Below are 23,726 nucleotides of genomic sequence, written 5' to 3'. Positions count from 1 at the left end.
CTTACCCGATGTGGGTCAGGCCACCCATGTAGGATTGCAGCGCAGACGGGATGGCGATGCGGCCATCTTCCTGCTGGTAGTTCTCCATCACGGCAACCAGAGTACGACCCACCGCCAGACCGGAACCGTTCAGAGTGTGCAGCAGCTGCGGCTTGCCGTCGATGCGCACGCGAGCCTGCATGCGGCGCGCCTGGAAGTCGGTGCAGTTGGAGACGGAGGAGATCTCGCGATAGGTGTTCTGGGCCGGCAGCCACACTTCCAGATCGTAGGTCTTGGAAGCGCAGAAGCCCATGTCACCGGTAGAGAGCGCCATCACGCGATACGGCAGCTCCAGCAGTTGCAGCACCTTCTCGGCGTGACCCACCATCTCCTCCAGCGCATCCCAGGATTTCTCTGGGTGAACCAGCTGAACCATTTCAACCTTGTCGAACTGGTGCATACGGATGAGGCCACGGGTATCACGACCGTAGGAACCGGCTTCAGAGCGGAAGCAGGGGCTGTGGGCGGTCATCTTGATTGGCAGCTCTTGCGCGTCAAAGATCTCGTCACGGGCCATGTTGGTGAGCGGCACTTCGGAGGTCGGGATCAGGGAGAACTTGCGTACCTTGCCCTCTTCTTCCCCTTCACCTTCGATACCGGTATTGAACAGGTCCTGGGCAAATTTCGGCAACTGGCCGGTGCCATAGAGGCTGTCCGGGTTCACCAGATAGGGCACGTAGCACTCGGTGTAACCATGCTTCTGGGTGTGCAGATCCAGCATGAACTGAGCCAGGGCACGGTGCAGACGGGCAATCTGACCCTTCATCACTACGAAACGGGTACCGGAGAGTTTGACGCCGTTTTTGAAGTCAACGCCCTTGGCCGCTTCGCCCAGATCGATGTGATCGCGTACCGGGAAGCTGAACTCGCGCGGGGTACCCCAGCGACGCACTTCCACGTTGTCGTTCTCGTCACGGCCCACCGGGGTGGTCTCGCTCGGCAGGTTGGGGATGGCGTCGGCAATGGCTTTCAGCTGGGCCAGCAGGGCATCCAGCTCGACCTTGCTGGTTTCCAGCTCGTCGTTGATTTTGGTCACTTCGGCCTTGAGCGGGGCAACATCTTCACCACGACGGGCAGCTTCACCGATGGATTTGGAGCGGGCGTTGCGCTCGGCCTGCAGCTCCTGGGTACGGGACTGCAGATCCTTGCGTTTCTCTTCCAGAGCGTTGACAGCCGCTACGTCCAGAACGTAGCCACGTGTCGCCAGACGAGCGGCAGCCTCTTCGATATCGCTGCGCAGATATTTGGGATCCAGCATGGTTTACCTACTTTTTTAAAATGGGATCTGGGCCTGAGTCGTCATGACGGGCTGGGAAACAGATCCGGAAGTTAACATCGGTTGGCGCACCCCAATCGTCTTCAGAATCGGGCCTTAACTATCAGGCCTTCGAGATCAAGAAGATGGCGCAAGGCCAAGACAAGCGGGGTCAGACGGGCAGTGTAGCAGACCGCCCCCCCGCCCGAACAGGGACTATTTGTGTCGTTTTTACCGACTTTGACACGCAAACCGTCCTGCATATTCAAACGCCTGACCAATTTTCAGCCATGCGAGGTAACAAAGGGGCTATTTGCCCCGTTGCTGCGGACTTTGCCTGTCCAGTTCATGGAGATAATCGAGCTTCTGGCCAATCTGCTTTTCAAGGCCGCGATCGGTGGGCTGGTAGTACTGCTTGCCCGCCAGCTCGGGCGGGAAATACTGCTCGCCCGCAGCATAGGCGCCCGGCTCGTCATGGGCGTAGCGATACTCGGCGCCATAGCCCAGATCGCTCATCAGTTTGGTCGGCGCATTGCGCAGGTGTACCGGCACCTCGAAGTCAGGGAGGTTTTTGGCATCATGAAGCGCCGCCTTCCAGGCGGTATAGACCGCATTGCTTTTCGGGGCGCAGGCGAGATAGACGATCGCCTGGGCGATAGCCCGCTCCCCTTCCGCCGGCCCGATCCGATGGAAGCAATCCCAGGCTGACAGGGCGACCTGCATGGCACGGGGATCGGCATTGCCCACATCTTCCGAGGCAATCGCCAGCAAACGGCGGGCAATATAGAGGGGATCGCAACCGGCGCTCACCATACGGGCATACCAGTAGAGCGCCGCATCCGGCGCCGAGCCGCGAATGGATTTGTGCACCGCCGAGATGAGGTCGTAGAAGTGATCGCCCCCCTTGTCGAAGCGGGCCACATGCTCCCCTACCACGGCGGCGAGCAGGGAGCTGTCGATCACCCGCGCCCCTGCGCTATCGGTTTCGGCCATGTCGGCCAACAGCTCCAGATAGTTGAGGGATTTTCGCCCGTCCCCATCCACCGCCTTGGCCAGCGCCTCTTTGACGCCCGGGGCAAAGGTGAGTGCCGGATCATTAAGACCACGGGGATCGGTCATCGCCTGATCGAGCATGGCGAGAATATCGCTCTCCTCCAGTCGCTTGAGCAGATAGACCCGGGCTCGTGAGAGCAGTGCGTTGTTGAGTTCGAACGAGGGGTTTTCGGTGGTGGCACCGATAAAGGTGATAGTGCCATCTTCGATGTAGGGCAGGAACACATCCTGCTGACTCTTGTTGAAGCGGTGCACCTCATCCACAAACAGGATGGTACGCACCCCGCGCCAGCTGTTCTCCTTCGCCTTGTCGATGGCGGTGCGGATCTCCTTGATTCCGGAGGTGACCGCCGAGAGTCGCTCCACTTCCGCCTGACAGTAGTGAGCCATCAGCTCCGCCAGCGTGGTCTTGCCGGTCCCGGGTGGCCCCCACAGGATCATCGAGTGGCAGTGACCCGCCAGAATGGCTTTGCGCAGGGGCTTGTCAGCCCCCAGGATATGTTGCTGACCGATATACTGGTCGAGGTTTTGCGGCCGCATCCGGGCCGCCAGCGGACGAAAGTCCGATGAAAAATCCAGCGACAAGTTACTCATCTGTATTGACCACCCAGCGTCACGCCACTCGCCTTTGACTGGCGCAGTGGCGAGCAATCCAACGACCGCTTACTCATTAGCGCTGGTCGTCCAGCTCGACCCCCTTCGGGATCTTGAAAACAAATTCGTTGCCCTTGAGCACCGGCTTGCGGTTGAAGCTGCTCAGGGTGAATTCACTCCACTGCCCTTGCGCCTCTTTCACATCGAAACGACTGATGTTGTCTTGTCTGTCAAAGGTGACACGGAAGGAGGCGATCAGCTCATCCTTGTTGCGGCTGGTGACGGTGTAGACATCCCCCTGCTGGGTCACGTCATAGTTCTTCCAGAACTTGTCGTCATTACCGGCGATCAAGATAAAGGGGGTGTTGAGCACCGCATCTTTCAGCTTGAGGGCAGTGACCTGCTCGACGAAGGGATCATAGACCCAGACATCCTGACCATCTGCCACGATCAGGCTCTCGTCCGGCGAGGTGGTGTGCCAGTTGAAACGGTTGGGGCGTTGCACAAGCAGGTCGCCGCTGGCCTTTTGCAGCTCCTTGCCCTTGCTGTCATAGACGGTCTGGGCAAATTTGGCGGCGAAGAGGCTGACACCCGCCAGCTTCTGTTTGAGATCGCTGGCCGCATCGGCCCACACCTGGCTGCTGGCCATCAGCAGCACGGTACCCATCAACAGTTGTTTTTTCATCACGCTCTTCATAAAGACGCTCTCGATAAAAGGCCACGCCCGCGGAGGGCATGGCCAGGGATAGTATGAAACGGGTGAGGCTTAGTCCCGCACCGGCGGCGGTGCCAGCACGTCGCGCTGACCATTGCCACCCGGTGAGCTGACGATGCCCTGATTCTCCATCTGCTCGATGAGACGGGCTGCCCGGTTGTAACCAATCTTGAACTTGCGCTGGACGCTGGAGGTCGAGCCACGGCGGGACTCCACAACAAAAGCGACTGCTTCGTCGAACAGGGGGTCGAGCTCTTCGTCGCCACCACCGCCATATTCGCCGCTGCCACCTTCGCCACCCGACTCACCGGAGAGGATCTCCTCGATGTAGTTCGGCTCGCCGCGCAGTTTCCAGTCCGCCACCACCTTGTGTACCTCGTGGTCATCAACAAAGGCACCGTGTACCCGGGTCGGGTTGGAGGTACCGGCCGGCATGTAGAGCATGTCGCCCATGCCGAGCAGAGATTCAGCGCCGCCCTGATCGATGATGGTGCGCGAGTCGATCTTGCTCGACACCTGGAACGAAATACGGGTCGGGATGTTGGCCTTGATAAGACCGGTAATGACATCCACCGACGGACGCTGGGTCGCCAGAATGAGGTGAATACCGGCGGCCCGCGCCTTCTGGGCGATACGGGCGATCAGCTCTTCCACCTTCTTGCCGACGATCATCATCATGTCGGCAAACTCGTCCACCACTACCACGATATGGGGCAGCTTCTCCAGCTCTGGCGGCATCTGATCCATGGAGTCACCCGGGCGCCACAACGGATCCAGCAGGGGATCCCCCTCCTCGATAGCCGCCAGCACTTTGTCGTTGTAGCCCTTGAGGTTGCGCACCCCGACTGCCGACATCAGCTTGTAGCGACGCTCCATCTCGCCCACACACCAGCGCAGGGCATTGGCGGCATCCTTCATGTCGGTCACTACCTCGGTCAGCAGATGGGGGATCCCTTCGTAGACCGAGAGTTCCAGCATCTTGGGATCGATCATGATGAAGCGCAGATCATCGGGGGATGACTTGTAGAGCATCGAGATGATCATGGTGTTGACCCCTACCGACTTACCGGAACCTGTGGTACCGGCCACCAGCAGGTGCGGCATCTTGGCCAGGTTCACCACCACCGGCTCGCCGGCGATGTCCTGACCCAGGCCCATGGTGAGCGGGTTGCGGCTATCGCGGAAGGCATCGCAGTCGAGGGTCTCGCGCAGGTAAACGGTCTGACGCACCCGGTTGGGCAGCTCAATACCGACGAAGGTCTTGCCCGGGATCACTTCCACCACCCGCACACTGCTGGCAGAGAGGGAACGGGCCAGATCGCGCGACAGGTTGGTGATCTTGCTCGCCTTCATGCCCGGCGCCAGATCCAGCTCGAAACGGGTAATGACCGGGCCCGGATAGACACCCACCACCTTGGCCTGCACGTTGTAGTCGGCAAGCTTGGCCTCCACCAGACGCCCCATGCGATCCAGCTCATCCTTGCTCATCATCTGGGTCTTGGCGGGTGGACGGTCGAGCAGCTCGATACTCGGCAACGGCGGCAGCGTAGATTGCGGACGACGCTTGGGCTTGGTCGGTGCGACGACTGCCGGCGCGGCGACCTCGTCGTCCCCCTCGGCCCACGGCAGATCCAGATCGTCCTCATCATCGTCATCGGCCACAGCCAGTACCGGCTGACGGCGCCCATTGGCAGCCGCCACCGCACGTTTCGGTTTGGCAGCTGGCGCCGGCTCGTCATCCTCATCATCAAACTGGGGATCGAACTCGAAGGTATCGTCGTCGAGTTCCGGCAGCCACTCTTCGGCGGCAGCCTTCTGGTTCTTGGCCTTGGGCTTGCGCGTCCAGCTGGTGTGCGGCTCATCTTCCTCATCATCAAACGCGATGGCCCCTACCCCGCCTTCCAGCAAGGGATCCGGCCCCTCGTTGCGGGGTTGACGCCAGCCACCGGTCAGCCAGCGGCCGAGGGTGGTCGGGAAGTGGTAAACGGCGCTGACCGAACCGGTACAGGCCGCACCGATCTGCTCGACGATGGTGAGCCAGGACCAGCCGGTAAACAGAGTGATGCCGGTTGCCACGAAGCAGAGCAGCATCAGGTTGGCCCCGACGCCGCCAAACAGCGGCACCACTGCAGAAGCGATCACATCCCCCACCAGACCACCGGCGGAGAAGTTTTGCATATCGTTGAAGTTCATGCTGGCAATGGCCGACATGCCGAGCACGGTCAGGATAAAGCCGATGATCCGCACCCCCAGGGTGAGGTAATCCACATCGAGCAGACGGCTCGGGCGCCAGAACAGACTCCAGCCCAGCAGCACCACCAGCGGCGGCACCAGATAGGAGAAGGCACCAAAGGTAAACATGGTGATATCGGCGAGCCAGGCACCGGCACTACCGGCGAGGTTCTTCACCTCCCCTTGCCAGGAGGTCTGGGACCAGCCGGGATCAGCGGGATGATAGGACAACAGGGCAAGCAGAAGATAAGCAGCCATCAGGGTGATGGCGATCAAGACGGCTTCGAAGATCCGTTGTGTACCTGATAAAGGAGTAAACAGCTTTTTATCGGCCAAACTCCGGCTCCTTTCTGAAAACATGTAATGCAGGAAATAAGGGGGCCTAGTATCCCCGAAAAGCCCATCGATTGTCAGCCAGAGCCTGATGGGACGGGGCCATATTTGCAATTATCTTTACAAGAAGAAACGAGCGGACCGGCCGCTCGTTTCTGACTGTCATGGTGTCTCATATGGAAAAGACACCACGGCATAACCTGCTTTATCGGGTGCTGATCACCAGACGACTGCTCTGCTTGACCTCTTCCATCACCACGTAGGTGCGGGTGTCATTGACACCGGGCAGACGCAGCAGGGTTTCCCCCAACAGACGGCGGTAAGCCGACATGTCGCTGACTCGGGTCTTGAGCAGATAGTCGAAGTCACCGGAAACCAGATGACACTCCTGGATCTCTTCGAGCACCTGAACAGCCTTGTTGAACTGTTCAAACACATCAGGCGCCCCGCGATTAAGGGTTATCTCTACAAACACCAGCAGAGATGCGTCCAGATAATGAGGGTTCAGAATAGCGGCATATCCTTCGATATAACCTTGTCGCTCGAGGCGACGAACCCGTTCCAGACACGGTGTAGGACTCAGGCCAACTCGCTTGGACAACTCAACATTCGAAATCCTGCCATCCTTTTGCAGTTCATTAAGAATGTTGCGGTCAATCCTGTCCAAATCCTTTAGCCGACTCTTAGCTTCCATCATTTTATTCCATCCTTTGGCTATTTTTTGGTAAGAATCACCAGTCATTTTATAATTATGGTCACAAATCCTGTCAATACCTGAATATACTAGGCGCAAATGTTGGTTAACATTTTGGCAACATGAAACACCAATCTATAGACGAGGGATAGCATGATTATCGGTGTACCTAAAGAGATAAAAAACCATGAATACCGCGTAGGCATGGTTCCGGCCAGTGTACGTGAACTGACAGCACGAAACCATACTGTTTTCGTCCAAAGCGGTGCTGGAAACGGCATTGGCTTCAGCGATGCAGATTATATCGCTGTTGGAGCCGAAATTTTGGCCTCTGCAGCAGAGGTTTTCGCCAAAGCCGAGATGATCGTCAAGGTCAAGGAACCTCAGCCTGTCGAATGTGCCATGCTGCGTCCGGGTCAGACCCTGTTCACCTATCTGCATCTGGCGCCAGACTTGCCCCAGACCGAAGCCCTGCTGAAAAGCGGCGCCATCTGTATCGCCTATGAAACCGTCACTGACGGCCGTGGCGGCCTGCCCCTACTGGCCCCCATGTCGGAAGTGGCCGGACGCATGTCTATTCAGGCGGGTGCCCAGGCGCTGGAAAAATCGCGCGGTGGTAGCGGTGTGCTGCTCGGCGGCGTACCCGGTGTCGAACCGGCCAAGGTGGTGATCATCGGTGGCGGCGTGGTCGGATCCAATGCAGCCCGCATGGCCATTGGCCTGCGCGCGGATGTGACCATCCTCGACAACAACGTCGATACCCTGCGCCGTCTCGATAACGAGTTCCAGGGAGCGGCCAAGGTGGTCTACTCCAACAGCGAGACGCTGGAACGCCATCTGCTGGCGGCCGATCTGGTCATCGGCGGTGTGCTGGTACCGGGTGCCACTGCGCCAAAACTTGTCCGCCGTGACCACATTGCGCGCATGAAGCCGGGTTCTGCCATCGTCGATGTGGCCATCGATCAGGGCGGCTGTGTGGAAACCTCCCACGCCACCACCCACCAGGATCCGACCTATATTGTCGATGAGGTGGTGCACTACTGTGTCGCCAACATGCCGGGGGCGGTGGCCCGCACCTCGACCGTGGCGCTCAACAATGCCACCCTCCCCTTTATCATCAAGCTGGCCCAGCAAGGATATCGTCAGGCACTGCTGAGCGATCCGAACCTGTTGCACGGGCTCAACGTGATGGAGGGCAAACTCACCTGCAAGGAAGTGGCCGTGGCACATGGCCTTGCCTACACGGATCCCCTGACCCTGCTGAACTGATCTGCGCTGGCCTGCGCCAGTTGGAGATGAGTGAAAATCCGCCCGCGATGGGCGGTTTTTTTATTCCTTTATTTTGCATGTCACCCCTTGTGAACACGATTAGTGCAATCGACTCACCAGCCTTTGACCCCGGATCACGAATTACCTACAATCGCGCAAACTCATCACATCCCGGAAATGACATCATGAGCCAAGTCACTCACAGCAAATTGCTGATCTTAGGGTCAGGCCCGGCCGGTTACACCGCGGCCGTCTATGCCGCCCGCGCCAACCTCAATCCCCTGCTCATCACCGGCATGCAGCAAGGGGGTCAGCTGACCACCACCACCGAAGTGGAGAACTGGCCAGGTGATCCGGAAGGGCTGACCGGCCCTGCCCTGATGGAGCGCATGAAAGAGCATGCAGAGAAGTTCGACACCCGCATCCTGTTTGATCACATCAACAGTGTCGAACTGACTCAGCGCCCGTTCCGTCTCAAGGGCGACAACGGCGAGTACACCTGCGATGCCCTGATCATCGCGACCGGCGCCTCCGCAAAGTATCTGGGCCTGCCCTCCGAAGAGGCCTTCAAGGGTCGCGGCGTCTCTGCCTGTGCCACCTGTGACGGTTTCTTCTACCGCAATCAGGAAGTGGCGGTGATCGGCGGCGGCAACACCGCTGTGGAAGAGGCCTTGTATCTGGCCAACATCGCCAAGAAGGTGCACCTGATCCACCGCCGCGACGAGTTCCGTGCCGAGAAGATCCTGATCAAGCGTCTGCACGACAAGGTCGAAAGCGGCAATATCGTGCTGCACACCCACCAGACCCTGGACGAAGTGCTGGGCGATCAGATGGGGGTCACCGGTGTGCGCCTGCGCAACACTCAGGACAACAGCACCAGCGAGCTGCCGCTGATGGGCGTCTTCATCGCCATCGGCCACCAGCCCAATACCCAGATCTTCGATGGCCAGCTGGAGATGCAAAACGGCTATCTGAAGGTACGTGGCGGCCTCGATGGTTTTGCCACCCAGACCAGCATTGAAGGTGTCTTCGCTGCCGGCGATGTGGCCGATCACAACTACCGTCAGGCGATCACCTCTGCCGGTACCGGCTGCATGGCAGCCCTCGATGCCGAACGCTACCTCGACGCGCAATAAACAAGCGCAGTTGTGATATAAGGCATACCAGTCGGTATGCCTTTTTTATTTAAAGGAGTCTAATGAAACAGAAGATATTGATTGTCGAAGATAGCCTGACCATCCGCCGTATGCTGACTCAGGCCATTGCCCAGCAGACAGGCCTCGAGATTGACGCCTTCGATACCCTCGAAGGCGCCCGTCACTGTCGGGGCGAGGAGTATGTGGTCGCGCTGGTGGACTTGACCTTGCCGGATGCGCCCCGTGGCGAAGCGGTCAACGAGCTGCTGGCTCGAGGTTTGCCGGTGGTGATCCTCACTGCCGACATCAGCGAGGATAAACGTGCCGCCTGGCTGGAAACCGGCGTGCTGGACTATGTGATGAAGGATTCGCGCCACTCGCTGCAATATGCCGTTAGTCTGGTGCACCGCCTCTATCTCAACCAGTCGATCGAAGTGCTGGTGGTCGACGACTCACGCACCTCCCGTCACCGCACCATGGCCCAGTTGCGCAAGCAGTTGTTGCAGGTGCATGAGGCCAGTCATGCCCGTGAAGCGATGGCGATGCTGGAGCAACACCCGGACATCCGGCTGGCACTGGTCGACTACTATATGCCGGATATCGATGGCATCAGTCTGGTGCGGATGCTGAGAGAGCGCTACAGCAAGCAGCAGCTCGCGATTATCGGGATCTCGGTCTCGGACAAGCGCGGTCTCTCTGCTCGCTACCTCAAGCAGGGCGCCAACGACTTTCTCAACCAGCCGTTCGAGCCGGAAGAGCTGCAGTGTCGGGTCAGCCACAATCTGGAGGCGCTCGAGCAGTTCAACAGCATTCAGGAGTCAGCCAATCGTGATTACCTAACCGGTCTCTACAACCGGCGCTACTGGTTCAACGAAGGGCAAAAATGGTTTGAAGAGCATCAGCGCCAGCAGACGCCTCTCGCACTCTGTGTGCTCGATGTGGATCACTTCAAGCAGGTCAACGATCACTGGGGCCATGCCATCGGCGATCAACTGCTCTGCCATCTGACCCGGCTACTGACCCAGTTCTTCCCCGATGCCATGATCGCCCGCTTTGGTGGAGAGGAGTTTGCCATGATGGTGCCTCACTGTACCGTCCCCGTGTTGATCAAGCGTCTTGAAGGGCTGCGTCAGCAGCTGCGCCAGCAACCCTTGTCACCGGAAACCCCGCTCTTTGTTCGCGCCAGTTACGGCGTGATCAGCGTCGGGCGGATATCCATGGACGAGGCGCTGAGCGTAGCGGATCGGCTGCTCTATCAGGCAAAGAACACCGGTCGCGACAAGATAGTCTCTCAAGAGACAGCTATCTGAATCCTCAGGGCATCAGTCCCGTGTATTACCGCCCGACAGACTTTCCGACAGGAGAGTCTGCGGGTTCCTTTCCCGCCACAGTCTCCCCATCACCATGACTATCGAAAGTCAGTAAGTCTTGTCGACCCGCACCCCATCATCGAAGTAGAGAATGCGCACCTTGTCCCCATTGGCAAAGACCATGGCGGGATCATAATCCTGGATCACGTTGATAAGGGCATTTTGCTCGTTGCGGATCAGTAGCTCCACCAACTTGTTTTCCACCACGGTTCCCCCGGACTGGTATTGCTGCGCAGCTGCAGCCCCCGCGAGCGCGCCGACGGCGGTGGCGATTTCACGGCCATGACCGCCGCCAAACTGGTTCCCCAGCAGGCCGCCCAACACAGCCCCCCCCAGCGTCTTCCAGCCAGAGTGCTCGGACTCCAGGATCTGGCGCTGGGTAATATTGCGCACCGTTTCGACCTGACCAAACACCACCTGATTGACCGGCCGCGCGGTATTGCGCTGGTAGACCTCCGCCCCGGCGGGCGCCGTGACAAAGCAGAGCAAGCTGGATACTATCAGGATAATGGCCTTCATCTATGAACCTCGTTGCCTTATGTCTCGCTATCTTACCCAACTGGATGATGAGCTTTGCTGGTTTCCCGACCCCAGCCATGCGCTGGAAGAGCCCAACGGCTTGCTGGCGATCGGCGGGGATCTCTCCCCTGCCAGATTGCTGGCAGCTTACCACAAGGGGATCTTCCCGTGGAATGAACCCCACCAACCGACCCTGTGGTGGTCACCGGATCCCCGCGGCGTGATCCGTCCCGACCAACTCCATGTGGGGCGGACACTGCAGAAGATTATCCGCCGTACCCCATTCGATATTTCCGTCAATCGCGCCTTTAATGAAGTCATTACCGCCTGCGCCGCCCCTCGTCGCACTGCCGATGGCACCTGGATCAGCCAACCCATGATCGAGGCCTACCAGCAGTTGCACCAACTGGGTCATGCCCACTCTATCGAGATCTGGCAGGAGGGAGAGCTGCAAGCGGGACTGTATGGCCTCTCTATCGGCCGACTGTTTTGCGGTGAATCCATGTTCAGCCGGATTGATAACGGCGCCAAACTTGCCATGGTGGCACTTTGTCGCCACTTCGCCCGCCATCGCGGCGCCCTCATCGATTGCCAGATGCAAAACCCGTTTCTGGCGACCCTGGGTATCGAGGAGTGGCCACGGGCCCGTTTTCTGGCCGAGCTGGCACGCCTTGGCCATCAACCACTATTGGCTTCCTGCTGGCAAGAGGGGGAAATCAGCTTATGACTGAAGAAGTGATCCTTAAAGTAGGGCTGACTCCCAAGCATCCCTGCAGTTATCTGGACCATGAACAGGAGCAGTTGCTGGTGCTGATGGATCACAATCTGCTCAACGCCAACGGTTACGAGCGATTGTTGACTGCCGGTTTTCGCCGCAGTGGCAACGACATCTATCGCCCCCACTGCCCGGCGTGCCATGCCTGCCAATCCCTTCGTATTCACAGTGAACACTTTCGTCCCAGCCGCGGCCAGAAGCGGATCCGCCAGCTCAACAGGGATATCGAGATCGTCCTGAGCTACGATGACAAACCCGAGTATTACCTGCTCTACGAACGCTATATCCGCGAACGCCACCACGATGGCAGCATGTATCCCCCCAACCGCAGCCAGTATCGCGGTTTTCTCCATTGTGACTGGATGTCGCCACTCTATCTGGAGATGCGCAAGGAGGGCCGTCTTATCGGCGTGGCCACCACAGACCTGCTGCCCCACTCCTTGAGCGCCATGTATACCTTCTTCGATCCGGATTATGCCGATCGCTCCCTGGGCACCTTTGCCATCCTCTGCCAGCTCGATCTGGCCAAGCGAACCGGGCGAAGCTGGCTCTATCTTGGCTATCTGGTGGAGGCGTGTAGCAAGATGAATTACAAGCGCAATTATCTCCCTCATGAGCTGTTAATTCAGGGGGAATGGAAAAATATCGACACCAAGCCCGAGTAAACTTTACACATAGCCTTAAATCCGGCATGATCCAGCGGTTTTTTGTTGTGGCTTATCAAGAGGATTCAATGGCTAAAGAAGACAGTATTGAGATGCAGGGCACTATTCTCGAAACCCTGCCCAATACCATGTTCCGTGTGGAACTGGAGAATGGTCACGTGGTTATCGCTCATATTTCAGGCAAGATGCGCAAAAACTACATTCGTATCCTGACTGGAGACAAAGTAACGGTAGCACTGACTCCCTACGATCTCTCCAAGGGACGTATTGTTTTCCGCTCTCGCTAAGCCAGGAATTCAGCAAAAAACCCCAACCTTTCGGTTGGGGTTTTTTGTCGTTTTCTGATCACTGACGCTTAGTGGGAAACAGCTTCAACATTGACCTGAAAATCAAAGCTGAGGCTGTCATTTACCAACTCAACCTTCACAATTCCCCCGTCAACCAGTGAGCCGAACAGGATCTCGTTGGCCAGGGGTTTCTTGAGGTGCTCCTGGATAACCCGACCCATCGGTCTGGCCCCCATGGCTCTGTCATATCCCTTCTCTGCCAACCAGTGGCGGGCACGTTCGGACACCTCGAGAGAGACTCCCTTCGCATCCAGTTGAACCTGCAATTCGACAATGAACTTGTCGACCACCTGATGGATCACCGTCATATCGAGATGGTTGAACCAAATGGTGTGATCAAGCCGGTTACGAAACTCCGGACTGAAGGTCTTGTTGATCACCGCCATGGCATCGTGGCTCAAATCCTGTTGCTGGAAGCCAATCGATTTGCGCTGAGTCTCCTGCACACCGGCGTTGGTAGTCATCACCAAAATGACGTTACGGAAATCCGCCTTGCGTCCGTTGTTATCGGTCAGGGTACCGTTGTCCATCACCTGCAACAGCAGATTGAATACGTCCGGGTGAGCTTTCTCAATTTCGTCAAGCAACACAACGGAATGAGGATGCTTGATCACCGCATCAGTCAGCAGACCACCCTGCTCAAAACCAACGTAGCCGGGAGGCGCACCAATCAGACGTGAGACGGTGTGACGTTCCATGTACTCGGACATATCAAAGCGCAGCATCTCGACACCCAATGCCTTGCCCAACTGCTGGGTCACCTCTGTTTTACCAACACCGGTAGGACCGGCAAACAGGAAGCAACCAACCGGGCGACGCTCGTTACCCAAACCTGAACGAGAGAGGCGAATCGCATCGGTCAGCACCTCGATGGCTTTATCCTGACCAAAGACCACCATCTTCAGATTGCGCTCCAGGTTCTTCAGTACCTCTTTATCCGAGGAAGAAACTGATTTCTCCGGAATGCGGGCGATCTTGGCTACGATGGACTCAATTTCCTGCACATTGATCACTTTCTTGCGCTTGCTCGCCGGCAGCAACCGCTGACCGGCACCCGCTTCGTCGATCACGTCGATCGCCTTGTCGGGTAAATGACGATCATTGATGTACTTGGCAGAGAGCTCGGCAGCTGCACGGATCGCCTTGGCGGTATAGCGCACGCCGTGGTGGGCTTCGTAGCGACTCTTGAGCCCCATCAGGATGCGCGTGGTGTCATCGATAGTCGGCTCAACAATATCGATCTTCTGGAAGCGACGGGCCAACGCACGGTCTTTCTCGAAGATCTGGGCGTACTCCTGATAAGTGGTGGAGCCCACACAGCGGAGCAAACCATTGGAGAGCAGCGGCTTGATCAGGTTGGCCGCATCCAGCTGACCACCGGAAGCAGCACCGGCACCAATGATGGTATGGATCTCGTCGATAAAGAGGATGGCCCCTTCCTGACGCTCAATCTGCTTGAGCAGTACTTTGAGGCGCTTCTCGAAATCACCACGGTATTTGGTGCCCGCCAGAAGAGAACCCATATCCAGCGAATAGATGGTACTGCCCGCAATCACCTCGGGCACATCCCCCTTGACGATGCGATAGGCCAACCCTTCGGCAATGGCGGTTTTCCCCACGCCGGCTTCACCCACCAGCAGCGGGTTGTTCTTGCGACGGCGGCAGAGCACCTGAATGGTACGATTGAGCTCCTGATCACGGCCAATCAGCGGATCGATGCGCCCTTCCAGCACCAGCTGGTTCAGGTTGGTGGCAAAGCTCTCGATCTGTGCGGCCGAAACATCATCATCAGACTCGGGATTGTTATTGCTGCCGAGATCCGGCTTGCTGTCCTTGCGCACCCCGTGGGAGAGGAAATTGACGACGTCGAGACGGCTGATCTCGGCTTTTTTCAGGAAATAGGCAGCTTGTGACTCCTGCTCACTGAAGATAGCGACCAGCACGTTGGCGCCGCTGACTTCGGTATTGCCGGAGGATTGCACATGGAAGACGGCACGCTGCAACACGCGCTGGAAGCCCAGTGTCGGCTGGGTTTCACGATCTTCATCATCGCGCGGTATGAGCGGAGTAGTTTGGGTGATGAATGCGCGGATCTCCTTGCGCATCTGCTCAACATCGGCACCACAAGAGCTCAGCGCCTCATGGGCTGAACTGTTATCCAGAAGGGCTAACAACAGGTGCTCGACGGTCATGAATTCATGACGCTCGTCACGGGCCAGTTTGAAAGCCTCGTTCAGCGTCTTTTCTAGATCTTTATTCAACATAGGCACCTCCCCTAGTACAGCTACAATGTGGTGTCACACTCGCCATCAAGTCATCAGATTCAAGCCTTTTCCATAGTACAGAGCAGTGGATGTTCGTTGTTACGTGCATAGGTGTTGACCTGGACAACCTTGGTTTCGGCGATCTCTGCGGTAAACATGCCGCAGACACCCTTACCACTATAATGCACACTCAGCATGACCTGAGTCGCCTTGTCCAAATCCATACCAAAGAACTTTTGCAGCACCTCCACCACGAACTCCATCGGGGTGTAGTCATCGTTGTTCAACACAACTTTATACATGGGTGGCGGCTGCAGCTTTGTTTTCTCTGCTTCTGCAATCTCTTCATTAGCAAAGAGTTCTTTCTGCTTGCTCATAATCGCGCTTTGGTACCTCTAGATTACTACCGTCTAACACAAGGTTGTCAATAGACTTGTTAACCAGATCACATCAGCTGTTAACAACTTCTTGACTCGCTCAAAAGTTAGACTAGATTGGTTACTTGCTAATCTGTGCCCGTCTGCTATGGGCCCATGTCCCTAGTTATAAAGGGCTGGCGCAGGTTACTCAACGACTTCTGGGTAATCAATAAAAGGATGTAGAAGTATGGCAACCGGCACAGTTAAGTGGTTTAACAACGCAAAAGGATTTGGGTTTATCTGTCCGGAAGGGGGCGGTGAGGATATCTTCGCTCACTACTCCACGATTCAAATGGAGGGCTACAAGACCCTGAAAGCGGGTCAGGCTGTCAATTTTGAACTGCAACAGGGGCCGAAAGGAAATCACGCCTCTGTGATTGTGCCAAACGAAGCACAAAATATGTAAATAACACCCGTTGGATAAATAAAAAACCGGTTCCTCTCTGAGCAACCGGTTTTTTATTGTCAGATTTCTGGCGAATCCTGCCTCCTCATGGGATCACAGGGTTATCGCCAGCCATGATCAGTCGTGATATTCACTGCAGGCGATCAGGGTATTTTCCATCAGGCTGGCGACCGTCATCGGGCCCACGCCACCGGGTACCGGGGTAATGAAGGAGGCATGGCTGCGCGCCGTCTCAAACTCTACATCCCCGACCAGCGAGCCATCAGCCAGGCGATTGATGCCCACATCGATTACCAGTGCCCCCGGTTTGATCCACTCCCCAGGTATGAAGTTGGGCTTGCCGACTGCGACAACCAGCAGATCGGCACGGCGTACCTGATCTTCCAGATCCCGGGTAAAGCGGTGACAGGTCGTAGTTGTGCAGCCCGCCAGCAGCAATTCGAGAGTCATGGGACGCCCCACTATGTTGGACGCTCCCACCACAACAGCATGTAGACCGTGCGTCTTCACGCCGGTGGTCTCGATCAGCGTCATGATCCCTTTCGGAGTGCAGGGGCGCAGCGCCGGAATACGTTGTGCCAGACGGCCGACGTTATACGGGTGGAATCCATCTACATCCTTGTCAGGCTGGATCCGCTCCAGCACCTGAGTGGTATCAAAGTGATCCGGCAACGGCAGCTGAACCAGAATGCCATCTACGTGGCTATCCGCATTAAGCTGGTCAATCAGCGCCAGCAGCTCTTCCTGACTGGCAGTGGCACTCAGGTCATAGGAGCGGGAGAGAAACCCCACCTCCTCACATGCCCGGCGTTTGCTGCCGACATAGACCTGAGAGGCGGGATCCGCCCCCACCAGAATGACTGCCAGCCCTGGAGCCCGTTTCCCTGCCGCCAACCGCTGTTGGACTTGCGCCGCGACCTGGCTGCGAATCGTTTGCGCAACCTGTTTTCCATCTATGATTTTGGCAGACATCGTTCTCCACTCACCATGTGTTCAACTGCCGCGCATTGTCGCATTTTTTTAGCCGGGATGTTAGCGGCAGACGCACGCCAGACCTGTAGCGGGCAATAAGTAGGCACTTGAATTTACTGGGGGAAAAAGTCGTTGACGCTGGCCCTTACGCTTGGCTATGATGCCCGCCCGTTGCCCAGTACGACTCTTGTCGATATGCTGGTCAGGGATTTTCGGTGATTAGCGCAGTCCGGTAGCGCATCTGGTTTGGGACCAGAGGGTCAAAGGTTCGAATCCTTTATCACCGACCATGTTCATCGACTCGTCCTTAAGACGTGTTGATACAAAGCGCCCTTAGCTCAGTTGGATAGAGCAACGGCCTTCTAAGCCGTGGGTCGCAGGTTCGAATCCTGCAGGGCGCGCCATTGATGCTCTCCTTTTCTTATGGATTGGCGAGTGTTGATGAAGATTTCAGTGGTGGCTGTAGCTCAGTTGGTAGAGTCCCGGATTGTGATTCCGGTTGTCGTGGGTTCGAGCCCCATCAGCCACCCCATTATTCTGTCGATAATCGCCGCAAGGAGATGTCCATCGACTTGGTGCAGTGACGTCTGGTCTGCCCGCGAAAAACCGGCCTTGGCCGGTTTTTTGTTTTGCGCTCTACTGTACCATTCCTTGTCTGCAAGGCCATCCTCCAGACCGATAAACGCGGCTCCGCCCATTTGTCACGATTCGCGCCTCCCCATCGATACACACAGCCACACTCCCCCACACACCAGCCTGCCCGGTTCTTTTTCTGTATTTCCCAAGCGCCATTGATATGCTGATCGCTCTTCTTCTCTCCTGCTTCCCGTTGGAGCTTTTCTATGCAACGCATTCTTTTTGTCGAAGATGATCCCGAGATTGGCCAGCTCATCAGCAGTTGGCTCGGTCGCCACGATATGGACGTGATCCTCGAGCCCAGAGGAGATCTGGCACTGGCACGGGTAGAGGCCGAACAGCCCGATCTGGTGCTGCTCGATATCATGTTGCCGGGGCAGGATGGCATCTCCCTCTGTCGGGATCTGCGGCCGCGCTTCGACGGCCCCATCGTAATGCTCACCTCGCTGGATAGCGACATGAACCAGATCCTTAGTCTGGAGCTGGGCGCCAACGACTACATCCTTAAAACCACCCCACCCCCCGTGCTGCTGGCCCGACTTCGGGTGCAGTTTCGCCAGCACCCGCAAGCATCAACCCAACCGGCAGCCACCAGTAGCGTTCCCCAGCAGCTGCAATTTGGTCGGCTGCGGGTAGATGGCCCGGGACGAGATGTGCGCCTCGATGGCGAGAGCATTGCCCTCTCGACCGCCGACTTTGATCTGCTGTGGGAGCTCGCCTGCCACGCGGGCCAAATCTTGAGTAGGGAAGCCCTCTTTCGCAGCTTGCGCGGCCGGGAGTATGACGGCCAAGATCGCAGCATGGATGTGGCCATCTCCCGCCTGCGCCGCAAACTGGGTGATAACCCCGACAACCCGACCCGGATCAAGACGGTGCGCCAGAAAGGCTACCTCTTCGTCCCCCACGCCTGGGAATAACCCTCTTTCGGGAGCACCGCCATGCGCCGCCTCTTTATCCAGTTCTATCTGTTGCTGATCGGCTGCTTCACCCTGGCCATCCTGCTGGTTGGCGTGGTCTATCAGGTGACCGCCGAACGGGCGGGTGATCGCTATCTCGAACGCATGATGCAGGGCACTCTTGGCCTGTTGACCGGCGAGTTGGCAAGAACCCCGCCAGAGCGCTGGCCCGCTCGACTGGCCGAGCAGAGCAGTCAGTTTACCCTCCCCCTCAAGATCGGCGAGCTGGTGCGCCAGCCCCTGACCAGCGAGGATCAGGCCTTTCTGGCTGCCGGCAACATTGTCATCGTCGAGGAGGATGACACCTTCCTGCAGCGCATCCCCGATACCGACCGGGTGCTGATTGTCGGCCCTGTACCCTACCTCTCCTACCTGCACGAGCTGCACTGGGTCGATGTGGGGCTGCTGCTGGTGATCGGCCTATCCCTCGGCCTGCCCATTCTGCTCTGGTTGCGTCCCCACTGGCACGGATTGCAGCAGTTGGAGCAAACCGCACGTCGCGTAGGCGATGGGGATCTCTCCTGCCGAACCAATCTGCCACCGGGCAGCAGTCTGGCCCGGGTGGGACGCACCTTCGATCAAATGGCGACCCAATTGCAGGCCATGATTGCCAGCCGCAAGCAGCTGACCGATGCCATCGCCCACGAGTTGCGCACCCCGTTAGTCCGGTTGCGCTATCGGCTTGCCATGCTCGATCCTGCCCCTGCCGAGCAGGAGCAGCAGGCGCTGGAGCGAGACCTGGGAGCGCTGGACGCCCTGATCGAAGAGATGCTCACTTACGCCAAGCTGGATAGACCCGAACTGCCGCTGCAACAGGACGAGCTGGAGCTCAGCCACTGGGCACAAGCGCATCTCGGCGACTGGAAAGCGCTGGCACCCGAGAAGAGGCTCACCCTCGATTTGCCGCCACGCCACATGCCCTGGTGCGGCGATCAGCGTCTGCTGACGCGCGCGGTGGAGAACCTCATCGGCAATGCCCTGCGCTACGCCGAGAGCGAGGTTACCCTCTCCATCTCGCGGCTGCAGGAAAACTATCTGCTGGAGGTTAGCGATGATGGGCCGGGGATCGATCCCGCGCTGGCGCCCCAGATCTTCGAGCCGTTCGTACGCCTTGATCAGAGCCGGGATCGTCGCACCGGCGGCACCGGACTGGGGCTGGCCATCGTGCGCAGCATTGCCCGTCATCACGGGGGGGATGTGGCGTTGCTGGCCAGTGACCACGGCGCCCGCTTCTGCCTCACCCTGCCTGTACATTTGGATACAAACCGTCACCAACCGCTCACTGAAGGGCCGCTGCAACCGTCATAGGATGACTGTCATGGAGAACGCTCCATAACATCAACCCGAATAAGGAAATTGAACATGAAAAAGATCATTCCTCTGACCCTGGCAGCCGTCTTCGCCCTCACTTCCGGTTTCACCATGGCGGCCACCCCGACCAAGACAGCCACACCGCAGGCTACCCAGACCAAGGTGGTGAAAAAACACCATAAAGCCACCCACGCCAAGACCCCTGCCGTCAAAGTCGCGCCGAAAACCAAGTGATCCAACCGGTCACTGGATAACACAGAGGGAGGCTGACGCCTCCCTTTCCATCTCTTCCCGAAATTTTCCTGACGAGCGCCTCCCTCGTCCAAACCGGATCCACGACCCGGCTCCCCCTTTGCGGGAAACGGTCAATGACCACAGGAACATGGCATGTGGCGTCATCTGCTTAAATGGCTCGGCCCCTTGTGCAGCTTGCTGCTGCTCGGCACCGCACTGACCGTGCTGTATCACCTGACCCAGGCATGGCACTGGCACGATATTCGTGTGGCCATCTGGTCCCAACCCCTGCCGCGACTGGCGGGCGCCCTGTTGCTGACCCTGCTCAGTTATGGTTGCCTCTGCAGCTATGACATGCTGGCGCTCCATGCGCTGGGCAAGCGCCTTCCCTGGCAACAGGTCAGCATCACCTCCTTTATCGCCTACACCTTCTCCAACACCCTGGGATTTGCCCTGCTGACCGGCACCTCGGTACGCTATCGCCTTTACTCCGCACTGGGGCTCGCCACCGGAGAAGTGGCCCGCGTGGTGCTGTTCTGCTCCATCACCTTCTTCCTCGGCCTGCTGGCGTGGGGAGGTGGCGCCCTACTGACCTGCGATGTATCACAGTTGCTGCCTGACTGGCCGCAATGGGCAGATACCCTGCTCAAGCTGGCGGGCATGATGGCTCTGCTGTTGGTGGCCTGCTACCTCTGCTGGCCCACACACCGTCTCTCCTGGCGGAAACACAGCCTGATCCTGCCCGGCTTCAAGGTTCGTCTGTTGCAACTGTTGGTCGCGCTGGCCGACTGGATGGCCGCCGCCGCAGTGCTGTTTGTGCTGTTGCCTGCAGATAGCGTCCCCTACCCCGTTCTGCTCAGTGCCTTCGTGCTGGCCAGCTTCCTCGGGGTACTGGCCCACGTGCCGGGCGGGATCGGCGTGTTCGAAGCGAGCATGAGCCTGCTGCTGGCCCACTACCTGCCGGCCGACAAGCTGCTCGCCTCGCTGCTGCTCTATCGCTGCATCTACTACCTGCTTCCCTTTCTCTGTGCCCTGCTGCTCTTTGCGAGTCAGGAGATGCTGCAACAAAAAGCGCGCTGGCAGCGGCTACAGGGGCTGATGAGCGCGGTGCGCGAATTTCTGCCTGCCCTTATCAGCATGGGCACCTTCGCCGCCGGCAGCCTGCTGCTCTGCTCGGGGATGATCCCGACCATGCGCAGCCACATCGAGGTGTGGCTGCAGGTGTTGCCGCTCCATCTGCTGGAGCTCTCCCACGTGCTCGGCAGCGTGAGCGGTATCCTCCTGATCCTGCTGGCGCGCAGCCTCTATCGCCGTCACGACGCCGCGTTTCGCATCACCCAGCTGCTGCTGGCTCTGGGTATCGCCTTCTCCCTGCTCAAGGGCGGTGACTGGGAGTCTGCCCTGCTGCTCGGCAGCGTCCTGCTCATCATGACCCCCTGCCGTTCTCTCTTCTATCGCAAGGGGTCGCTGCTCTATCCCCAGTACACCCCGGGCTGGCTCATCTCGGTCGGCGCCGTGCTGCTGGGGGCGCTGTGGCTGCTGCTCTTCTCCTACCGTCAGGTGGAGTATGACCAGGCCCTCTGGTTCCACTTCTCGCCCCACGGTGGGGCTGCCCGCGGCCTGCGCGCCATGGGGAGCGTGGTGGCCGTGCTGGCCGTGGCCGGGGTTGCCCAGCTGCTTGCGCCGCTGCGCGTAGTCGGTGAAAAGCCGGACAAGGAGACGCTGGCGCGCGCTCACGAGCTGGTGGTGCGCGAAGGGGGGATCCACGGCTATCTGGCCCAGTTGCAGGATAAGTCACTGCTGTTCCACCCCGCCGGCGACGCCTTCCTGATGTATGGCATCGAGGGCAACAGCTGGATTGTGATGGGGGATCCGGCCGGTCGCCCCGAGCAGATCGAAGAGCTGCTCTGGCAATTTCGCGAGCGCTGCGACGAGCACGACGCCAACCCGGTCTTTTATCAGGTCTCGGCCCGCTATCTTCCGCTCTATCTGGAGCTGGGGCTGATCCCCTTCAAGCTTGGTGAAGAGGCGATGGTCGATCTGGCCACCTTCGATCTGGCAGGCAGCCGGCTGCGCAACCTGCGCCAGAGCCACGCCAAGGGCAAACGGGAAGGTTTGACCTTCGAGGTGGTCGAGGCCAGTGCCGTGGCCCCCCTGCTGCCCAGATTGCAGACCGTCTCCGATACCTGGCTGCAGAGCAAGATGGGCAAGGAGAAGGGCTTCTCGGTCGGCCGTTTCGAGCCTGACTACCTGACTTTAAGTCCGGCTGCGCTGGTGTGGCACGAGGGGCAGATCGTCGGCTTTGCCAACCTCTGGGTGAGCGATAACAAGGGGACCCTCTCCATCGACCTGATGCGCTACAGCCTGGATACCGGTACTGCTCCCATCATGGATTTTCTCTTTGTCGAGCTGCTGCTGTGGGGCAAGGCACAGGGGTACGCCAGCTTCAATCTGGGGATGGCCCCCATGTCCGGCTTCAACGATCACCCGCTCAACGGCTACTGGGCCCGCCTTGGCAATACCCTGTTCGTCCGTGGTAGCCGTTTTTACAACTTCCAGGGGCTCAGACGCTACAAGGAGAAATTTTCGCCCCGCTGGGAACCCCGCTACCTGCTCTGCAGCAGCAAGCTGGTACTGCCCAGAACCCTGACTCACCTGATCACCCTGATTAGCCGCGGCCCGCTGGGGCTGATCAAGAAATAGGAGTATGGCCAATGAGAGCCTTGATATTGCTGTTACTCAGTCTCGTACTGCCCGTTTCATCTTTTGCGGCGCACGCCGCCCCGGTCAAGGATGACCTGAGCCTGATTGAGCTGCCGGTCAAGCAGCCATCCGACACCCCCATGGTGATCTTTCTCAGCGGCGATGGTGGCTGGGCGGCCCTCGACAAGGGGCTGAGCGCCCAGTTTCAGCTGAACGGCATGCCGGTCGTGGGCTGGAGCTCCCTCACCTACTACTGGAAGAAGAAAACCCCGGAGCAGGTGACCGCCGATCTGGAGCGGATCCTTGATGATTATCAGGCGCGCTGGCAGCGCCCCCGCTGGCTGCTGGTCGGTTTCTCGTTTGGTGCCGAGATTGTCCCCTTCGTCATCAACCGGTTGCCGGAGCACTATCGTCAGGGACTGGTCGGGACCGTGATGCTCTCCCCCTCCACCAGCTCGGATTTCGAGATCCACGTCAGCGACATGCTGACCCACAAGGCGCGCAGCTATCCGACCGAGCCGCAGGTGAAGACCATCCGGGATCTGCCGATGCTCTGCCTGCAAGGTGCCGATGATGATGATGATGACCGCCTCTGCCCCCGTCTCAACCAACCCAACGTCACCAGCATCACCCTGCCGGGAGGACATCATTTTGACGATAACTACCCCCAGCTCTATCAGGCCATCACCAAGCATCTGAACCTACCCCCGGATCCGCTGACTGTGGAGCATTAATCGGTATCACCACGGAATGCCTTTTAAGTACCGAGCAGGGCAAATCAGCGAGCAATGAAAAGGGCCTCTCTTGCGAGAGGCCCTTGTACTGAATT

Annotated in this window: 21 protein-coding genes and 3 tRNA genes; 15 read left to right on the top strand and 9 right to left on the bottom strand. The window is 58.3% G+C overall.

All coding sequences use genetic code 11. The features are described from left to right. Nucleotide 1: 1 nt before the first annotated feature. The 5 genes from serS to lrp all read right to left on the bottom strand — a co-directional run bounded on the left by serS (nt 2) and on the right by lrp (nt 6,918). Nucleotides 2-1,297, bottom strand: coding sequence for a serine--tRNA ligase (gene serS, locus AACT07_RS08495; RefSeq protein ID WP_069527215.1), 1,296 nt, complete (start codon nt 1,295-1,297; stop codon nt 2-4). A 306-nt stretch (nt 1,298-1,603) separates the two neighbouring features. Beyond that, entirely contained in the window at nt 1,604-2,941 is a 1,338-nt protein-coding gene (locus AACT07_RS08490) for a replication-associated recombination protein A (RefSeq protein ID WP_139123772.1), read from the bottom strand. Between the two features lie 76 nt (nt 2,942-3,017). Beyond that, entirely contained in the window at nt 3,018-3,626 is a 609-nt protein-coding gene (gene lolA / locus AACT07_RS08485) for an outer membrane lipoprotein chaperone LolA (protein WP_069527291.1), read from the bottom strand. 81 nt (nt 3,627-3,707) lie between these two features. Beyond that, nucleotides 3,708-6,224, bottom strand: coding sequence for a DNA translocase FtsK (locus tag AACT07_RS08480; protein ID WP_069527214.1), 2,517 nt, complete (start codon nt 6,222-6,224; stop codon nt 3,708-3,710). Between the two features lie 202 nt (nt 6,225-6,426). Continuing rightward, nucleotides 6,427-6,918 (bottom strand): leucine-responsive transcriptional regulator Lrp, encoded by a 492-nt coding sequence (lrp, locus tag AACT07_RS08475; RefSeq protein ID WP_005300047.1) that lies wholly within the window; start codon nt 6,916-6,918, stop codon nt 6,427-6,429. A gap of 150 nt (nt 6,919-7,068) precedes the next feature. Here lrp and ald point away from each other — a divergent pair, with 150 nt between their 5' ends. From ald to AACT07_RS08460, 3 genes are all read left to right on the top strand, one after another. Then, nucleotides 7,069-8,184, top strand: coding sequence for an alanine dehydrogenase (ald, locus tag AACT07_RS08470; protein ID WP_005337098.1), 1,116 nt, complete (start codon nt 7,069-7,071; stop codon nt 8,182-8,184). A 185-nt stretch (nt 8,185-8,369) separates the two neighbouring features. Continuing rightward, a complete protein-coding gene (trxB, locus tag AACT07_RS08465) occupies nt 8,370-9,320 on the top strand; it encodes a thioredoxin-disulfide reductase (RefSeq protein WP_069527213.1) in 951 nt (316 codons plus the stop codon). A 62-nt stretch (nt 9,321-9,382) separates the two neighbouring features. Then, nucleotides 9,383-10,630, top strand: coding sequence for a diguanylate cyclase (locus tag AACT07_RS08460; protein ID WP_005351207.1), 1,248 nt, complete (start codon nt 9,383-9,385; stop codon nt 10,628-10,630). A 108-nt stretch (nt 10,631-10,738) separates the two neighbouring features. Here AACT07_RS08460 and AACT07_RS08455 read toward each other — a convergent pair whose 3' ends face one another. Next, the gene (locus tag AACT07_RS08455) at nt 10,739-11,209 is read right to left on the bottom strand and encodes an outer membrane lipoprotein (RefSeq protein ID WP_005337104.1); all 471 of its coding nucleotides are present in this window, start codon (nt 11,207-11,209) and stop codon (nt 10,739-10,741) included. A gap of 19 nt (nt 11,210-11,228) precedes the next feature. Between AACT07_RS08455 and aat the strand changes: the two genes are divergently transcribed. The 3 genes from aat to infA all read left to right on the top strand — a co-directional run bounded on the left by aat (nt 11,229) and on the right by infA (nt 12,936). Then, nucleotides 11,229-11,936 carry a leucyl/phenylalanyl-tRNA--protein transferase gene (aat, locus tag AACT07_RS08450; protein WP_069527212.1) on the top strand — a complete coding sequence of 236 codons (708 nt, stop codon included), beginning with the start codon at nt 11,229-11,231 and terminating at the stop codon, nt 11,934-11,936. Beyond that, complete coding sequence (locus AACT07_RS08445; protein ID WP_069527209.1) at nt 11,933-12,649, top strand: arginyltransferase; 717 nt, start codon at nt 11,933-11,935, stop codon at nt 12,647-12,649. The genes aat and AACT07_RS08445 overlap by 4 nt, the downstream gene beginning before the upstream one ends. A gap of 68 nt (nt 12,650-12,717) precedes the next feature. Continuing rightward, a complete protein-coding gene (gene infA / locus AACT07_RS08440; RefSeq protein WP_005300033.1) occupies nt 12,718-12,936 on the top strand; it encodes a translation initiation factor IF-1 in 219 nt (72 codons plus the stop codon). A gap of 68 nt (nt 12,937-13,004) precedes the next feature. Here infA and clpA read toward each other — a convergent pair whose 3' ends face one another. Together clpA and clpS are read right to left on the bottom strand one after the other, a co-directional pair. Beyond that, a complete protein-coding gene (clpA, locus tag AACT07_RS08435; RefSeq protein ID WP_005337110.1) occupies nt 13,005-15,260 on the bottom strand; it encodes an ATP-dependent Clp protease ATP-binding subunit ClpA in 2,256 nt (751 codons plus the stop codon). A gap of 59 nt (nt 15,261-15,319) precedes the next feature. Next, entirely contained in the window at nt 15,320-15,637 is a 318-nt protein-coding gene (gene clpS, locus AACT07_RS08430) for an ATP-dependent Clp protease adapter ClpS (RefSeq protein WP_005337111.1), read from the bottom strand. Nucleotides 15,638-15,866: 229 nt separating this feature from the next. On the opposite strand from clpS, the gene cspD reads away from it, so the two are divergent. Then, the gene (gene cspD / locus AACT07_RS08425) at nt 15,867-16,085 is read left to right on the top strand and encodes a cold shock-like protein CspD (RefSeq protein WP_005300025.1); all 219 of its coding nucleotides are present in this window, start codon (nt 15,867-15,869) and stop codon (nt 16,083-16,085) included. Between the two features lie 117 nt (nt 16,086-16,202). Here cspD and folD read toward each other — a convergent pair whose 3' ends face one another. After that, nucleotides 16,203-17,057 carry a bifunctional methylenetetrahydrofolate dehydrogenase/methenyltetrahydrofolate cyclohydrolase FolD gene (folD, locus tag AACT07_RS08420; protein ID WP_005346435.1) on the bottom strand — a complete coding sequence of 285 codons (855 nt, stop codon included), beginning with the start codon at nt 17,055-17,057 and terminating at the stop codon, nt 16,203-16,205. A 213-nt stretch (nt 17,058-17,270) separates the two neighbouring features. Between folD and AACT07_RS08415 the strand changes: the two genes are divergently transcribed. The 8 genes from AACT07_RS08415 to AACT07_RS08380 all read left to right on the top strand — a co-directional run bounded on the left by AACT07_RS08415 (nt 17,271) and on the right by AACT07_RS08380 (nt 23,631). Continuing rightward, nucleotides 17,271-17,347: transfer RNA gene (locus AACT07_RS08415), tRNA-Pro, on the top strand. A 37-nt stretch (nt 17,348-17,384) separates the two neighbouring features. After that, nucleotides 17,385-17,461: transfer RNA gene (locus tag AACT07_RS08410), tRNA-Arg, on the top strand. A gap of 52 nt (nt 17,462-17,513) precedes the next feature. Further along, nucleotides 17,514-17,589, top strand: a tRNA-His gene (locus AACT07_RS08405). Between the two features lie 310 nt (nt 17,590-17,899). Next, entirely contained in the window at nt 17,900-18,610 is a 711-nt protein-coding gene (gene rstA, locus AACT07_RS08400) for a two-component system response regulator RstA (RefSeq protein WP_069527208.1), read from the top strand. A 21-nt stretch (nt 18,611-18,631) separates the two neighbouring features. Beyond that, nucleotides 18,632-19,957: a two-component system sensor histidine kinase RstB gene (gene rstB / locus AACT07_RS08395; RefSeq protein ID WP_069527206.1), complete on the top strand. Its 1,326-nt coding sequence runs from the start codon at nt 18,632-18,634 to the stop codon at nt 19,955-19,957. A gap of 54 nt (nt 19,958-20,011) precedes the next feature. Beyond that, complete coding sequence (locus tag AACT07_RS08390; RefSeq protein ID WP_005337116.1) at nt 20,012-20,194, top strand: hypothetical protein; 183 nt, start codon at nt 20,012-20,014, stop codon at nt 20,192-20,194. Nucleotides 20,195-20,347: 153 nt separating this feature from the next. Then, nucleotides 20,348-22,897 carry a bifunctional lysylphosphatidylglycerol flippase/synthetase MprF gene (mprF, locus tag AACT07_RS08385; protein WP_069527205.1) on the top strand — a complete coding sequence of 850 codons (2,550 nt, stop codon included), beginning with the start codon at nt 20,348-20,350 and terminating at the stop codon, nt 22,895-22,897. Nucleotides 22,898-22,908: 11 nt separating this feature from the next. Further along, nucleotides 22,909-23,631 (top strand): AcvB/VirJ family lysyl-phosphatidylglycerol hydrolase, encoded by a 723-nt coding sequence (locus AACT07_RS08380; protein ID WP_069527203.1) that lies wholly within the window; start codon nt 22,909-22,911, stop codon nt 23,629-23,631. The last annotated feature ends 95 nt before the right edge of the window (nt 23,632-23,726 follow it).

The sequence above is a fragment of the Aeromonas sp. ANP5 genome, from assembly GCF_963870295.1.
In the GTDB taxonomy this organism is placed as follows: domain Bacteria; phylum Pseudomonadota; class Gammaproteobacteria; order Enterobacterales; family Aeromonadaceae; genus Aeromonas; species Aeromonas veronii.
The sequence above is the reverse complement of the archived record's forward strand: the minus strand, read 5'-3'. Positions and strand labels throughout refer to the sequence as shown.

Excerpts from the sequence above, each read along its gene's own strand:
- lrp (WP_005300047.1), bottom strand. The coding sequence starts at position 6,918 with ATGATGGAAGCTAAGAGTCGGCTAAAGGATTTGGACAGGATTGACCGC.
- cspD (WP_005300025.1), top strand. The coding sequence starts at position 15,867 with ATGGCAACCGGCACAGTTAAGTGGTTTAACAACGCAAAAGGATTTGGG.
- folD (WP_005346435.1), bottom strand. The coding sequence starts at position 17,057 with ATGTCTGCCAAAATCATAGATGGAAAACAGGTTGCGCAAACGATTCGC.
- ald (WP_005337098.1), top strand. The coding sequence starts at position 7,069 with ATGATTATCGGTGTACCTAAAGAGATAAAAAACCATGAATACCGCGTA.
- AACT07_RS08390 (WP_005337116.1), top strand. The coding sequence starts at position 20,012 with ATGAAAAAGATCATTCCTCTGACCCTGGCAGCCGTCTTCGCCCTCACT.
- AACT07_RS08490 (WP_139123772.1), bottom strand. The coding sequence starts at position 2,941 with ATGAGTAACTTGTCGCTGGATTTTTCATCGGACTTTCGTCCGCTGGCG.
- AACT07_RS08455 (WP_005337104.1), bottom strand. The coding sequence starts at position 11,209 with ATGAAGGCCATTATCCTGATAGTATCCAGCTTGCTCTGCTTTGTCACG.
- lolA (WP_069527291.1), bottom strand. The coding sequence starts at position 3,626 with ATGAAAAAACAACTGTTGATGGGTACCGTGCTGCTGATGGCCAGCAGC.
- AACT07_RS08380 (WP_069527203.1), top strand. The coding sequence starts at position 22,909 with ATGAGAGCCTTGATATTGCTGTTACTCAGTCTCGTACTGCCCGTTTCA.
- aat (WP_069527212.1), top strand. The coding sequence starts at position 11,229 with ATGTCTCGCTATCTTACCCAACTGGATGATGAGCTTTGCTGGTTTCCC.
- AACT07_RS08445 (WP_069527209.1), top strand. The coding sequence starts at position 11,933 with ATGACTGAAGAAGTGATCCTTAAAGTAGGGCTGACTCCCAAGCATCCC.
- rstA (WP_069527208.1), top strand. The coding sequence starts at position 17,900 with ATGCAACGCATTCTTTTTGTCGAAGATGATCCCGAGATTGGCCAGCTC.
- serS (WP_069527215.1), bottom strand. The coding sequence starts at position 1,297 with ATGCTGGATCCCAAATATCTGCGCAGCGATATCGAAGAGGCTGCCGCT.
- infA (WP_005300033.1), top strand. The coding sequence starts at position 12,718 with ATGGCTAAAGAAGACAGTATTGAGATGCAGGGCACTATTCTCGAAACC.
- clpS (WP_005337111.1), bottom strand. The coding sequence starts at position 15,637 with ATGAGCAAGCAGAAAGAACTCTTTGCTAATGAAGAGATTGCAGAAGCA.
- clpA (WP_005337110.1), bottom strand. The coding sequence starts at position 15,260 with ATGTTGAATAAAGATCTAGAAAAGACGCTGAACGAGGCTTTCAAACTG.
- trxB (WP_069527213.1), top strand. The coding sequence starts at position 8,370 with ATGAGCCAAGTCACTCACAGCAAATTGCTGATCTTAGGGTCAGGCCCG.
- rstB (WP_069527206.1), top strand. The coding sequence starts at position 18,632 with ATGCGCCGCCTCTTTATCCAGTTCTATCTGTTGCTGATCGGCTGCTTC.
- AACT07_RS08460 (WP_005351207.1), top strand. The coding sequence starts at position 9,383 with ATGAAACAGAAGATATTGATTGTCGAAGATAGCCTGACCATCCGCCGT.
- mprF (WP_069527205.1), top strand. The coding sequence starts at position 20,348 with ATGTGGCGTCATCTGCTTAAATGGCTCGGCCCCTTGTGCAGCTTGCTG.